This window comes from Antarctobacter sediminis (assembly GCF_019218285.1).
GTDB classification, from domain to species: domain Bacteria; phylum Pseudomonadota; class Alphaproteobacteria; order Rhodobacterales; family Rhodobacteraceae; genus Antarctobacter; species Antarctobacter sediminis.
This window is the reverse complement of the sequence record NZ_JAHUZG010000002.1, coordinates 1-15,224: the sequence shown is the minus strand read 5'-3', so window position 1 is coordinate 15,224 and position 15,224 is coordinate 1. Positions and strand designations below refer to the sequence as shown.

The following is a 15,224-nucleotide window of genomic DNA, read 5'->3' as shown; positions in this document are numbered from 1 at the left end:
CGACGTTTCTTAGAATTGGCCGCCGGATCACCTGTCCCCTTGGGCAAGGCGGTCCGGCGATGTGCGGTTCAGAACCCGAACAGCCGTGTCGGGTTGTCGCCAAGCACTGCCTGCCGCAGGTTTTGGTCCGGGATGGCGCGCAGCAGGGCCTTGGCAAGGTCGCCTACCTGTGGGCGCCGCACGCCTCCCAACATGATGAAAGGCCAGTCGCTGCCCCAGATGCACCTGTCGGGATTGGCGGTCAGGGCGCGTTCGACAAAGGCATCTGCCGCATCATGCGGGGCATCGGTGAACCGGTACAGCCCAGACAGTTTGAGCCAGATCCGACCATCGCCCAGCAGGGACAGCAGTTGTTCGAACCCCGTTTCGCCGGGGCCTGCGGCCATGTCGGGCCACCCCATATGGTCGATGACCGCGTCACAGCCCAGTCGGGTCAATCCGGGCGCAAGCTCTGCCATGTGTTGATCGCTGTGCAGGAGGATCTGCACATGCATTCCGCGCGCGTTCAAGCGCGGGGCCAGGGCAACGGTGCCGGCCCAATCCAGAACGCCGCCGTGGACATAGTTCAGACGGACGCCGCGAAAGCCTGCTTCGGCCATATCATCGAGTTGTTGTTCGCTGACATCGCCATCCACAAGGCCCACGGCGCGGAAATTGTCCCGCCCCAGACGGCGGACCGCCTCGGCGGTGATGGCATTGTCCAACCCGTAGAGCATTGAATGGACGATGACTCCCCGTGTCAGTCCAAGCGTCGCGAGGTGCGCGCGGTATTGGTCCAGCCAGAAATCCAGCGGGCCGGGCGCGGGATCTTCGGCCCGTTGCGGCGACAGCGGAAAGGCCGGATCGTCGCCGATCATATGCGCATGACAGTCGCAGCCTGCGAGGGTGTCGCCAAAGGGGCGGAGTGTGGTTTCAACGGGGGCGGTCGCGGTGTCAGGCATGCCGGCTCTCCTTGTCGGGTGCGCTCAGCCAGTCAAGGGCCGGGGGCGCAGGGATGAGACCGGTCGGATTGATGTGCAGATGCGACCGGAAATAATGGGTCATGCAGGCGTGCAGATCGAAAGTGCCTGCAACGCCCGGCAATTGGTGGACCCGTGCAAGAAACCCGCTGAGCGCGGGCATATCGGCGATCCGGCGCGTTGTGGTCCGGAACAGCGGGATGTAGATGGCGTCATATCGGGCGAGCGAGGTGTAAAGCATGAAATCCGCCTCGGTCATGTTGTTCCCCAACAGCCATCGGTTCTGCGCGAGATGCGCCTCCCACCGGTCCAACGCGTTTTCCAGTTGACGCAGTGCCGTGTCATAGACCGATTGTTCGCGGGCAAAGCCGCATTTGTAGACCGCCGACGTAACCCCGGAATAGATCTCGTCCATCACGGCGGTGATCTGTCCGGTCAGGGCCGGGGGCAGCAGGCTGTTATGCACTTCTGTAAGGGCGTCAAAGGCGCGGTCGAACATCGCAAAGATGTCACGGGTGTTGTTTGACAGGATGCGCCCTTGGTCGAGGTCGAACAGAATCGGGGTCGAGGCGCGACCGGTATAGGCTGGATCGCTGGCAAGATAGGCTTCGTACAGATATCGAAAGCCGGTCAGCGGCTCTGGTTGTCCGGGCGCTTCGCGAAAGAACTCTCGCCCGTGTTCGCCCATTACCGGCAGGACGGCGACCGTGGGGACGACCTTTTCCAGCCGCTTCATCCGATGCAGCATCGACACGCGCTGTGCCAGCGGGCAGCCGGGGCATTCGACCAGCAGGTACCGTCCGGCGACGGCCGGGTAGGGGGTTGACCCGTCGGAAGAAACCCGGTCCCGGAACCCTTCGTTGCGCGGTTCCCAGCCAGAGGCGCCGATCTGACGGTCGCTTCCGCCGACCCATTTCCCGTTGACGAGTTGCCCCATTAGGCTGGCCTCCTTTGCAGCGCCAAAGATGAACACGATTTCTACGCGCTCCGGGCTTTGGTATCATAAATGTAAGTAAAGGATAGAAAATATGCCGGTTATGAAAGTTTTTCACGGCTATGGACACGTGTACATTGGCTGTGTCAGCATCAGATGTATCGTCGAGTCGGCCACCGGTTCGGGACCTTCAGGGAGTAAAAACATGAAAATCGACCGTATTCTTACCGCCGCCCTCATGGCTGCGCTGCCGGCCGTGGCAGGAGCCGATGAGGTGCCTCTGCCAAAGCAGATGACCTGGGCAAGCTATGACAGCCAGTCGATCGTCTATGCCGAGTCGATCGCGATCGGGAAGGTTCTGGAAAACCACTACGGCACCAAGTTGCAGGTCATTCCTGTTCGCAACGGGTTCTCCCGGATGTTGCCGCTGTTCTCGGGCAAGGCGGATATCGTCACCACCGGCAGCGACGGCTATTTCGCGCAGGAAGGTGCCTTTATCTTTGCCAAGAAAGGCTATGGTCCGCAGCGTCTGCGCATCGTGTCCTATAACGAAACCAATCCGGGCAATGGCGCGGCTGTAACGGCTGACAGCGGCATCAAGACATGGGCCGATGCCAAGGGTAAGCGGGTTGCCGTGGTGCAGGGCAGCGCCGCATCCGCCAAGGTCGTCGAGGCTTCGCTGGCCTTTGCGGGCCTGACCTGGGACGATGTCGTTCGGGTGCCGGTGTCTTCGTGGTCCGCTGGCCAAGAGGCGCTGATCAACGGGCAGGCCGACATCGCCGCCGCAAACACCACCTCGCCCAGCGTCGAACGTCTGGCCAATTCGCCGCGCGGTATCTTCTGGCCGCCGACGGCCCATGACGACGCCGAAGGCTGGGCGCGTCTGAGCGCTGTGGCCCCCTACATTCAGAAAGCCGAGATCTGCCAGGGTATCGGTATTCCCGAAGGTGAATGCGTAGAGATCAACGGCTACGGTTACCCGGAATACCTCGCGCTGCCGGACCTGTCCGAGGATGCGGTTTACGGGCTGGTCAAGGCGATGGACCTGCACGCCGAGGAAATGGCCACGGCCTTTCCGCGGGCCAAGGGCTATGCCTTTGAAAAACAGCGCATGCAGCAGGCGTGGCCCTGGCATGACGGGGCTATCCGTTACTTCAAGGAAAAGGGTGTCTGGGACGACGACGCGCAGGCGCATCATGACATGCTGCTCAAGCGGCAGGACGTGCTGGCCGCCGCTTGGCAAGAGCTGAACGCCGGCGACGTGCCGGGTGATGAGGCGGAATTCGCCGCGAAGTGGTCCGAGATCCGCGCGCGTCACCTGCGAGAAGCCGGCCTGGCCGTCGTCTATGACGACGTCTGGAACTACTAAACCATTCTCCCCCCGACTGCGGCCCGGTCTTGGACCGGGCCGGTTTTTTCCGAGGTTGCAGCCGATGACCGATACCGCCCCCTCCGCCCCCGTTCCAGAACAGGGCCGCCAACGTAGCCTTTCGACCGGATGGCGGGCCGTGGTTGCACTGTCCGCCGTCGCCTGTGTCGCGATGGTCGTCTACATGGTGTTCAACCTTGGACTCTACGTCGGCTACATCCCGATTCAGGCGGTCTATTTCTATGCGGCTCTGACGCTGCTTTGTCCGCTGGTCTTTATCCTGTTCCCCGCCCATTCCGGCGCGGCCCGTGACCGCGTGCCATGGTACGACGCGCTGCTTTTTGTGCTGTTTTTCGTGGCCGGGGCGGTCTGCACCTTTCAAACGCGGACAATCTTTGACTACGGCTGGGACTACCTCGCGCCGGATTGGGCACTGTGGATGGCGCTGGGGGTCTGGTTCCTGATGCTGGAGGCCACGCGCCGTGCGGCGGGGCTTGCGGTCTTTGCGGTTGTCGCCGTTGCCAGCTTTTACCCGTGGTTCGGCAGCGCGTCCTTTCTGGGTCTGTTTCAGGTTCCGGGCAGCACCCTGCTGGAAACCGCGCAATATCACCTGTTCGGCACCGAAAGCCTGATCGGCGTTCCGATGCAGGCTCTGGTCAATATCGTGATCGGGTTCCTGTTGTTCGGTGTCGCCCTGCAAAAGACCGGCGCGGGGCAGTTCTTTATCGATCTGTCTTTTGCCATCCTCGGCGGCACGCGCGGCGGCCCGGCCAAAGTGGCCGTTCTGTCCAGCGGGCTGATGGGGTCGATCAGTGGCAGCCCGGTAACCAATGTCGTCACCACCGGCTCGATGACCATTCCCGCCATGCGCAAAGTGGGGTTTCCCGCCGTGACCGCTGGTGCGATCGAGGCCTGCGCGTCGACCGGGGGGGTCCTGATGCCGCCGGTTATGGGGGCCACGGCCTTCATCATGGCCACTTACCTCGAGATTTCGTACCAGACCATCGCGCTGGCCGCGATCATCCCCTCCTTTCTGTTTTTCCTCGGGCTTTTCCTGCAAATTGATGCGATGGCCGCGCGCAAAGGGCTGGTCGGTTTCCCGCGCGAAGAACTGCCGCGTCTTGGCCGGGTTCTGCGCGAAGGGTGGTACTTTCTTTTGGCGCTGGTTCTGCTGGTCTGGCTGCTGTTCTTCCTGAAGCAGGAATCCCGTGCGCCGTTTTATGCCACGCTGGCCCTGATCGCGCTGAACCAGTTCAACCCGGCGCGCCGCTGGGGCTGGGCCGATCTGGGTGAATTCGCCGTGGCCTGCGGGCGGCTCTTTGTCGAGATCGCGACCATTCTGGCCGGCGTCGGCCTGTTGCTGGGGGCGCTTGTGTTGACCGGCAAGGTCGGTTCGCTGGCCTATGACCTGATTGCGATGGCAGGGGACAACACCTTGGTCCTGCTGTTGGCCGGGGCCTTGACCAGCATGATCCTTGGCATGGGCATGACGATCAGCGCCGCCTATCTGTTCCTTGCCATTGCCCTTGCCCCGGCGCTTACGGAAAGCGGGCTGAACGTTCTGGCGATCCATATGTTCATGCTCTACTGGGGAATGATCTCTTACATCACGCCGCCCATCGCCTTTGCCGCCTTCGCGGCAGCGCCAATCAGCGGATCGTCTTCGATGAAAACCGGGCTGGAGGCGATGCGGCTTGGCACCATCATCTATTTCATCCCGTTCTTCTTTGTCCTCAATCCGGCGCTGATCGGCCAGGGCAGCCTGCCCGAGATCCTGTCCGTGCTGGGCTCGGCGATCATCGGTGTGTTGCTGCTGTCATCGGCCTTGCAGGGCTACCTTCTGGGCTTTGGCAGACTGGGCGGGGGCAGCCTGTTCCAATGGCCGATCCGGGCGGCACTTTTTGCGGCGGGCTTGCTGATGTTGGTGCCGGGGGGCGAAAACTTTGGCGGTATCAGCGGCAACAGCTTTCTCGCGGGGGCCGTGGCTTGCATCCTGCTGGCGCTGGTGATGCAGATGGCTCCGCGCCTTGTGCGGAGGGTCCAGACATGAGCGACAAGACCATCCGCAAAACGGCCACCTCCACCGATGTTGCGCGTTTGGCAGGGGTGTCCCGCGCGACGGTCTCGCGCTGCTTTTCCGAGGCAGACACAGTGCGCAAGGACACCCGTGACCGGGTCATGCAGGCCGCGCGCGAACTGGGCTATGCGCCCAATCAACTGGCGCGGATGTTGCAGACCCGGACCAGCGACATGATCGCGGTTCTGACCGCCGATTTCGCCAACCCGTTTCAGCCCGCCTTGATTGAGGCGCTGACAGGCGGGCTGACCGGGTTGGGCAAGATGCCATTGTTGCTGAAATCCGAACTGACGCCCGATGCGGCGGATGAACTGGTTCAGGTGGCTTTGGCCTATCAGGTGGCGGCGGTCGTCGTGACCGTATTGCCGGTGTCGGATCTGGCGATCCGACGCTGCGTCGAGGCGGAAACCCCGCTGATCCTGTTGAACCGGGTCGCCGAAGACAGCCGCGCGATTTCCATCTGTGGTGATCTTCAGGCGGGGGCGCGGCGCGCGGCCGATGTGCTTGTCGAAGGCGGGCACCGGCGCATCAGCATGATCACCGGCCGGGCTGGCCACTGGACCACCCGTATGCGTCGGGGCGGATTTCGGCACCGGCTGGATGAACACGGGATCGACCTGATGGCGCAGGTGCCGGGGGATTATACCTACAGCGGCGGGCGCGATGCCGCCCTGCGCATCATGGAAGAGGCGCCCAAGACCGAAGCGATCTATGCCTGCAACGATGCCATGGCCTGTGGTGCGCTGGATGCGCTGCGGTCGCGGCTGGGGCGCCGTGTTCCGGACGATATTGCCGTCATCGGCTTTGACAACGTGCCCATGGCCGCATGGGAGGGTTATGGGCTCAGCACGATCCACCAGCCGATCAACCGGTTGATCGGCAAGGTTTGCGACATTCTTGAAACACCGGATCGCGGCCTGTCTCAGGCAGGCAGCGTGACGCTGGAAAGCTGTCGTTTCGTTCAGCGCGGCAGCACCCGGGCGGTGCCGCTGTTGCCGGGCGACATCGACGAAACGGACATACTCTCGAAAGGACCCGTGGCATGACAGGCCATATCGCCATCATCGGCAATTCCCCCCTCAACATCGGCTCGATCATGGCGGCGGACCTCACCCTTGCGGGCGAAGAGGCCCGGCTATTCCTTTGGCCCGACCAGCAGGACCTGGCCGAGGCCGCCAAGGCTGCCGGGGGGCTGACGGTGCTGGAGCCCAGCGACCAGACCAAATCGGGCCAGACCGGGCTGGCGACGCCGCGGATCGTGACCGGCTCTCCGGCCGAAGCGGTCAAGGGGGCGGCGCTGGTGGTTCTGGATGTCACCGGTGATGACGTCGAACGGCGGTTCCGCGACCTTGTTCCCCATCTTGAAGAGGGGCAGGTGGTGCATATCAATACGCATGGCTACTGGCCTTCGTTGCGGGTCGCGGGATTGCTGCGCGATGCGGGCAAAACCGGTGTGATCCTGACCGAAGGGGTGACGCCCTCGATCGCTGCCGGTCGCGACGGGGCGACCATTACGCCGCATACCCTGCGCCGGAACGTTCTGGTTGCCGCCTTTCCGTCCAACCGCAGCGATGTGGCCCGGGTTCAACTGGCGCGGATCTTTCATAGTTTCGACATGGCCCGTGACGTGTTGCATTCCAACCTTTCCGGTATGAACTTCCTGATCCATCCGGGCATCGCGCTGGTCAATATTGGGTACTTCGACCGGGCGGGCGCGCGCGGCGAAAAGGTCAGCTTTTACGGGACGGGCAATACGGAAAACGCGATGCGCATGACCGAGGCGCTGGATGGCGAACGCCCTGCCGTCGCCGCGACGCTGGACGTGCCGTGCCCCAGCGTGGCCGAGCAGGTCGCCCGGATCTATGGGTTGGAACCCAAGGCGCTGGGGGATCTTGTGGCCGAAGTGCCCTTTTACCGTGATCTGCCGCCGCTGCCCGCGGATGTCTGGAAGGCATGGATGCGCTGGGACATCCCCCATGCCCATGTGCCTTTTGTCCTCTTGGCAGAAGCGCTTGGCCATCCGGCGCCGCTGCATCGCGGGTTGGTTGACATCATGGATGCGCTTGTCGGCATGTCGTCCTGGACAGAGGGCGTGACGCTTGCCCGTCTTGGGTTGGAGGACATGACCGCGCAAGAGATGATCCGCTTTGTGCGCGAAGGCTGACACCTGCGGGCCTTGATCGATTTGTCCCTGTCCCCCGGCTTTTTGCCGGGGGACTTTTATCATTGGCCCGAAGGTTGGCAGACGCTACTGCGCTGGATTTGCCACAGCGGGCGGTGGCTTTGTTAACCATTTCATGAGCCGCCGGGCCGCAAAGGTTGATGCCATATTCAGTTTTTGAATAAACTCGTTGAAATTTTTTCGAGTGGACTGAACATGGCTGTGATTACAGGCGATGGCGGTGCGAACGCACTGCCGGGGACATCTTCCGCGGATTCGATTTCCGGTCTGGGCGGATCCGATACCCTCTACGGCTATGAAGGCAATGACACTCTGTCCGGCGGCGACGAGAACGACGCGCTGTTGGGCGGCGCGGACAATGACATCCTTTATGGCGATGCAGGGAACGACATCCTGCTTGGCGAGGACGGCAATGACGCGCTAGGCGGCGGCACCGGTCTGGACACGTTGTTCGGCGGCGAGGGTGAGGATCTGCTGACCGGCGGGGATGAAAGCGACCGTCTCGAAGGCGGCATTGGCGATGATGATCTGCTGGGGCAGGCGGGCGATGACCTGCTGCTGGGCGGCGCCGGGGCGGACAGCCTGTTGGGTGGTGCGGGCGCTGATCTTTTTGTCGGCACGGCCGCGGATCTGGATGGCGACACCATCGGTGATTTTCAGGCGCTCGACTCTCTCGTTGTTCAGGGGGCAAGTTTTGATGCCTCGGACGTGACCCTTTCGGTGGCGGGTGGCAACACCCTGATGGAGGTGGATCTGGATGCCGACGGGCTGCCGGATCTGACGTTGACCTTTACCGGGACGCTCAGCGCGGGCCTGCTGGTTTTCGCAGGCGAAGGATTCACGGCGGTGACGCTGGATGCCGGGCGCACCTTGGTGCCGGGGACGGTTGGCGATGACAGCCTGACCGGCACCGCGGCCGACGAACGGTTCGCGGGTGGTCTGGGGGCCGATACCCTGAATGGGGGGGATGGCGCGGACCTTGTTCTTGGCGGTGACGGCGACGACAGCAGCGAAGGCGGCGCTGGCAACGATTTGTTGATCGGTGGTCTGGGTGCGGATCTTCTGCGCGGGTTCGACGGGAATGACATCCTGCAAGGCGGCGACGGGAACGACAGTCTTCTGGGGGACAGTGGCGACGACCAGATCTCGGGCGATGCGGGCGACGACCTGCTGAGTGGCTGGATCGGGGACGACACCGTCTGGGGCGGGCAAGGCGACGACGTGATCTATGGCTGGGCCGGGCGCGATGTCCTTTACGGCGGCGCGGGCAATGACGGGATGTCCGGCGGCGAAGGTGTCGACTTTCTGTTCGGCGGGGCGGGGAATGACTCGCTGTATGGCTTTGACGACGGGGACCAGATCTCGGGCGGGGACGGCAACGACTCGTTGTTTGGCGAAGGCGGGAATGACACGCTTTTCGGCAATGCCGATCAGGACACGCTGCTGGGCGAAGCGGGCGACGACCAGCTGATTGGCGGGGAGCACCGTGATTTCCTGTACGGCGGCGACGGTGCCGACAGCCTTTGGGGCGATGGTGGGAATGACTTTCTGACGGGCGGCGAAGGGCTGGATCAACTGGTCGGAGGGGACGGCAACGATTACCTCAGCGGCGGCACTGAAAATGACAGCCTTTGGGGCGATGACGGGGCCGATACACTGTACGGCGACGACGGCGCGGATGTTCTGCGAGGCGGAGAGTCCTTCGACCGGCTGTACGGTGGGGCGGACAACGACAGCCTGTTTGGCGATGCATCATTTGATTACCTCTATGGCGGTGAGGGGTCTGATACGCTGGACGGCGGCGACAGCGGCGACCAGTTGTTTGGCGATGCTGGTGACGACAGCCTGATCGGCGGTGCGGGCGCCGACTCGATGATCGGCGGGCTGGGGCTGGACACGTTGACCGGTGGCACCGGCAACGACACTTTCAGCGGCTCCGCGACCGAACTGGACGGCGACCGGATCACGGATTTCAGTCAGGGTGACGTGCTGCGCCTGCCGGGCGTGTTGCTTGACTCGGACGTGACCGTGACCCACGTGGCGGGCAACACCGAGATCACCGTCGACATCGGTGCGAACAACGATCCCGCCGACGATATCACGATCACCTTGGACGGAGTGATCACGGACATTGTGGCGTTGGCCGAACTGGGCGTCGCAGGTACGACGGACGTGATCATCGCGCCCCCGGCGGGCGGCGCGGCCACCAACAGCAGCGATTGGCTGACTGGCACCGGTCTTGCTGAACTGATCGACGCGCTGGCCGGGAATGACACCGTGTTGGGCGCGGATGGTGGTGATACGATCATCGGCGGTATTGGCAATGACCGCCTGTTCGGCGGTCTTGGCGCGGATTCCGTTTCGGGCGGTGACAATGACGATGTGGTCGCCGGCGACGACGGGAATGACACGCTGCAAGGCGATGACGGCAGCGACACGCTGCTGGGTGGGGCCGGATCCGACAGTTTGCTGGGCGGCCTTGAGGCAGACATCCTCCGGGGCGGTGCAGACACCGACGAACTGTTCGGCGGCGCGGGGGATGACCTGCTGATCGGCGGCCTTGGCTATGACACCATGACCGGGGGTGCCGGGCTGGATCAGTATGAGGCCACCACCGACGAACTGAACGGTGACGTCATCACCGATTACGAAGCCTTTGAACGCATCCGGGTTTTGGACCGCACCTTTGATCTGTCTGCGGTCACGGTGTCCAACAACGGCGTCGACACGACCATCGAGCTGGATCTCTGGGGCGACAGTCAGACCGATGTGGCCTTTACCTTGCGGGGGGTCTTTACCGGCACTTTCATCACCCGGTCCGGGGTCACCGTTCCGGGCCGCAGCGCCACAGCGACCGAAATCCTGCTGGTGCAGGCCAGCGGTCAGGTTCTGCTGGGAGATGACAATTTCAACAACCTGTCGGGTGGCGTCGATGGTGACGTGATCTTTGGCTTCGGCAACAACGATGCGCTTTACGGCCGTGACGGCAACGACGAGATCTATGGCGGTTCGGGTGCTGACAACATCAACGGCGAAGGTGGCAACGACACCTTGTTTGGCGGTGCCGACAACGACTACATGCAGGGCGGCGGCGACGACGACGAACTGCACGGCGATGCGGGCAATGACCGGCTTTACGCGGGCGCTGGCAATGACACATTGTGGGGCGGCGACGGAGCCGACCAGATGTACGGTCTGTCCGGCAACAACCTGCTGGACGGCGGATTGGGCCGCGATACCCTTTACGGAGGCAGCGGAAACGACACGCTGCGCGGTGGCGACGAATCCGACCGTATCAGCGATTCCGGTGGCGAAAACTGGATCTATGGCGGCGAGGGGAACGACACGCTGTCGGGCGCCAGTCTCAACGACACCATCTTTGGCGACGAAGGCAATGACAACCTGCAAGGGAACTTTGGCGACGACAGTCTGGACGGTGGGCTTGGCAATGACTTCCTCGGCGGTGGCCGCGGCAACAACACCCTTGTCGGGGGCGAAGGCAATGACACCCTGAGCGCCGAATACGGCAACAACACCATGCAGGGCGGGTCCGGAGATGACAGCATCAGCGGAAGCAATTCCGTTCTGGACCTGCTTGAAGGGGGCGATGGAAACGACACCCTCGTCGGCGGGGTCGCCGACACGCTGACCGGCGGTGCCGGGGCGGATGTCTTTTACGGGCGTTCGCGCGATACTTCTTTGAATAACGCGGTCATCACAGATTTCGGCGTCGAGGATACGATCCGGTTGGATGGGTTGAGCACCGCGACCGAGATGACGATCACCAATGACGGCGTCGATACTTTTGTGACAGTCGACCTGTATGGAACGGGCCAATACATCCGGCAATTCACCTTGCAGGGGATCGATTTTGGCGGAACACTTCTGGCGTTGTTCGGTGTGTCCGGCCCAACGAATTACGACATCGTCGTCGCCCCATTCACCGGTTCCGGCACCGCGACCACCGGGGATGATCTGCTGCTTGGCACGCTGTCGGACGACTCGATCTCCGGGCTGGACGGCAACGATGTGATCGCCGGTTTGGACGGGTCGGACACGCTGTCCGGTGAGGCCGGGAATGACCGGCTTTTTGGTGGCGGCCTTGACGACGTGATCTTGGGAGGGCTGGGCCTTGATACGGTCTTTGGCGGCACCGGCAATGACGACATATCTGGTGGGGACGATGCCGATCTGCTGTACGGCGAAGAGGGTGACGATACGCTGGACGGCGGTTCGGGCAACGATCAGCTGATCGGCGGCACCGGCGGTGACAGCCTGCTCGGCGGCGCTGGTCTCGACACCTTGCAGGGCGAAGACGGTAACGACATTCTCGACGGTGGCAATGACGATGACAGGCTTTTCGGCGGGGCGGGCGACGATACGCTTGTTGGCGGGCTGGGCAATGACAGCCTGATCGGGGGCTATGGCAGCGACAGCCTTGATGGCGGCGACGGGAACGACACGCTGCGGGCCGAACGGGACGACAGTACCTTGATCGGCGGTGAAGGGGACGACAGCCTTGTGAGTTCCTTCGGCGGCAGCCTGATGGATGCGGGAGGCGGCAACGACACGCTGTCCGTGTCGAGCGGTGTGGACGACATGACCGGAGGTGCCGGCGACGACCTCTTCACCGGCGCTTTTTCGAACTTCAACGGCGATATCATCCGGGATTTTGCGGTCGGCGATGTGCTTCAGATGTTCAGCACCGAACTGGATGCCGGGATGATGGCGGTTTCCGACAACGGCATCGACACCACGGTGATCTTTGACCGGCTCGGAGACGGAAGCCAGCTGACCACGATGACCTTCAGTGGTACGGGGCTGGGGCGGTTCGTCCCGCTTGCGGGTCTCTATTCCTCGAGCCAGACAGCGGTTCTGCTGGTCACTCCGGCGTTGCTGGGCACCGGGTCTGCCACCAGTGGCGGCGACTTTATCTGGGGAACGGATAGCGGTGACAGCATCGACGGTCTGGATGGCGATGACACGATCGTGGGGCTGGACGGCAACGATACGCTGGTTGGCGGGATTGGTGTCGACCGCCTGTTCGGAAACGAAGGCAATGACAGCCTGTTCGGCGGTGCAGACGGCGACATGCTGGCCGGTGGTATCGGGGATGATACCATCGACGGCGGCGATGGGAGCGATACGATCCTTGGCGGGGCCGGCGCGGATTCCATAACCGGCGGGGCCGAGTATGACTTGGTCAAGGGCGGTGCGGGCAATGACACCATCGACGGCGGTGACGGCGGCGGTCAACTTTATGGCGAGGACGGCAACGACAGCGTGACCGGCGGCGCGGATGGCGACACGCTTTATGGCCAAAGTGGCGATGACACGCTGATCGGCGCGGGCGGGGCGGATTCGCTGGACGGCGACGAGGGCGCGGACTCACTGGTTGGGGGCGACGGGAACGATACGCTTTCCGGGCGCGCGGGCAACGATACGCAGCGCGGCGGTGCGGGCGCGGATCGCCTGACCGACACCAGCGGCGACGATCTGCTGGACGGAGGCGCGGACAATGACACGCTGGTCGGGGGTATCGGGTATGACACGCTGACCGGCGGCACCGGCGCCGATGAGTTCCAGATCGGAATCATTGCTGGCGAACAGGACAGCATCACCGATTTCACCAGCGACGATGTAATCCGGCTGTCGGGCGGAGCCTCGGGGACAAGCTTTGCAACGGCTGACATCACCTATGCGGTGACCGGCGGCGATCTTGTCGTATCCATCGACATGGACCTTGATGGCATCGCCGAAAACACGATCCGCCTTGCCGGGCTCAGCGATCCTTCAGGCTTTTACCTTGTGATCGACCCCACCGCGCGTGGCATCCCGACAGCAGAGCTGCGCCTTGCGCCCGGGGCGGTGACGGGGGCAGTCACCACCGGCGATGACACCGTGTTCGGCACCAGCTCTGCCGACGTGATCGATGCGCTGGCCGGGCGTGACAGCGTATATGGCGCAGCGGGCAATGACACGCTGACGGGCAGCGATGGCGACGACCGGCTGTTCGGCGGCGACGACGACGACCAGCTTTTTGGTGGCAATGACCGGGATGTGCTGGTCGGGGATGCCGGATCGGATCTGCTGTCCGGCGGGCTTGGCCTCGATCAGCTCTTTGGCGGGCAGGGCAACGATACCCTGCAAGGCGGCGACGACAACGACACGCTCTACGGCGACGACGGCGACGATACGCTGGAAGGGGGCGCCGGGCGCGACCGGCTTTTCGGCGGCAGCGGCAATGACAGCGTCGAGGGCGGTTCTGGCACGAACTACCTTTATGGCGGAGACGGCAACGACACCATCCAGGGCAATGCCGAGACCACGTTTGGTTATGGTGACGCCGGAAATGACAGCCTGTTTGGCGGCACCGGTCGCGACCACCTGCGCGGGGGCGACGATGCCGATACGCTGTTGGGGAATGCCGGGTTCGATTTCCTGTACGGGGAGGATGGCGACGACTCCCTGAACGGCGGCGACGACAATGATTTCCTTGAGGGCGGTGAGGGGCTGGATACCCTGACGGGCGGGGCCGGAGCGGATACGATCCAGGGCCGGGGCACCGATATGAACGGTGATCTGATCACTGATTTCACCAGTCAGGACGAGATCCGGATCGCGGCGATCGGCGCACTGGCCGATGACAACCTCACCGTGACGGAGGTTGCGGGGAACACGGTTCTCACGCTGGATGTTTTCGGTGACGGCGATGCCAGCAACGATGTCTCTTTCACCCTGACCGGCACGTTTGCGGGGCAATTCGTGGTGTTGGACGGATATTCGGCCAATGGCTATGTCTCGATCCGGTTGATCGATGCAACCGGGACCGGGACGCCCACCACGGGCAGCGACCTGATTGTCGGCACGGGTCTTGACGATACGATCGACGGTCTGAACGGGGCCGACACGATTATCGGAATGGAGGGCGCGGATGACCTGCGGGCCGCGACGGGTCAAAGCAAGGTCTATGGCAACGCGGGCAATGATACGATCTCTGGTCAGGACGGGTTCGATACCCTGTCCGGCGGGGCCGGCAACGACAGCATCACTGGCGCGCTGGGCAACGACTATATGTCCGGCGGTTCCGGGAGCGATACGCTGCGCGGTGACGAGGGTGATGACAACCTCTTGGGCGGGGCCGGGGCGGACCTGCTTTTTGGTGGGCTCAACAACGACAGCCTCGACGGGGGCTTTGGCAATGACACGCTTCACGGGGAAGACGGCAACGATACGTTGCGCGGCCAAGACGGCGCCGACGACCTGCACGGTGGCCTGGGCAATGACACGCTTTCCGGGCAAGACGGCGACGACACGCTGAACGGCGATGCCGGTTCGGACGACCTGAATGGCGGCGACGGCCACGACAGCCTTTCGGGCGGATCAGATGATGACACGCTCAACGGAGCCTTTGGCGAGGATACACTGGACGGCGGCGATGGGGGCGATCTGCTTTTGGGAGGCAGCGGCGGCGACCTGCTGATCGGGGGCGAAGGGGGCGACACGCTGAACGGGGGGCAGGGTGTCGACACGGCCAACTATGCCGGGTCCAACGCGGCGGTCAGAGTGGGCTTGTATAACAACACGGCCTCTGGCGGTCATGCGGCGGGTGACAGCTTTGTCGATATCGAGAACATCATCGGGTCGGATTTCGATGACGTGCTGTCGGGCGATGCCAATGCGAACGTCTTTGACGGCGGCGC

General features: G+C 63.2%; 7 protein-coding genes. 5 read left to right on the top strand and 2 right to left on the bottom strand.

Annotated elements, in window-relative coordinates:
- Nucleotides 1-68 precede the first annotated feature (68 nt).
- Together KJP30_RS07740 and KJP30_RS07735 are read right to left on the bottom strand one after the other, a co-directional pair.
- Nucleotides 69-941 (bottom strand): amidohydrolase family protein, encoded by an 873-nt coding sequence (locus tag KJP30_RS07740; RefSeq protein ID WP_218448471.1) that lies wholly within the window; start codon nucleotides 939-941, stop codon nucleotides 69-71.
- Nucleotides 934-1,896 carry a glutathione S-transferase C-terminal domain-containing protein gene (locus tag KJP30_RS07735; RefSeq protein WP_218448470.1) on the bottom strand — a complete coding sequence of 321 codons (963 nt, stop codon included), beginning with the start codon at nucleotides 1,894-1,896 and terminating at the stop codon, nucleotides 934-936. Before KJP30_RS07735 ends, KJP30_RS07740 begins: the two co-directional genes overlap by 8 nt.
- A 91-nt stretch (nucleotides 1,897-1,987) precedes the next feature.
- Here KJP30_RS07735 and KJP30_RS07730 point away from each other — a divergent pair, with 91 nt between their 5' ends.
- The 5 genes from KJP30_RS07730 to KJP30_RS25055 form a co-directional block, all read left to right on the top strand.
- Nucleotides 1,988-3,262 carry a TAXI family TRAP transporter solute-binding subunit gene (locus KJP30_RS07730; protein WP_343222752.1) on the top strand — a complete coding sequence of 425 codons (1,275 nt, stop codon included), beginning with the start codon at nucleotides 1,988-1,990 and terminating at the stop codon, nucleotides 3,260-3,262.
- A 64-nt stretch (nucleotides 3,263-3,326) separates the two neighbouring features.
- Nucleotides 3,327-5,312, top strand: coding sequence for a TRAP transporter permease (locus KJP30_RS07725; RefSeq protein WP_218448468.1), 1,986 nt, complete (start codon nucleotides 3,327-3,329; stop codon nucleotides 5,310-5,312).
- The gene (locus KJP30_RS07720) at nucleotides 5,309-6,385 is read left to right on the top strand and encodes a LacI family DNA-binding transcriptional regulator (RefSeq protein WP_218448467.1); all 1,077 of its coding nucleotides are present in this window, start codon (nucleotides 5,309-5,311) and stop codon (nucleotides 6,383-6,385) included. The genes KJP30_RS07725 and KJP30_RS07720 overlap by 4 nt, the downstream gene beginning before the upstream one ends.
- Nucleotides 6,382-7,503 carry an NAD/NADP octopine/nopaline dehydrogenase family protein gene (locus tag KJP30_RS07715; protein ID WP_218448466.1) on the top strand — a complete coding sequence of 374 codons (1,122 nt, stop codon included), beginning with the start codon at nucleotides 6,382-6,384 and terminating at the stop codon, nucleotides 7,501-7,503. Before KJP30_RS07720 ends, KJP30_RS07715 begins: the two co-directional genes overlap by 4 nt.
- 213 nt (nucleotides 7,504-7,716) lie before the next feature.
- Nucleotides 7,717-15,224: calcium-binding protein (locus KJP30_RS25055; protein ID WP_218448465.1), on the top strand; the 7,508-nt coding region annotated here is incomplete at its 3' end.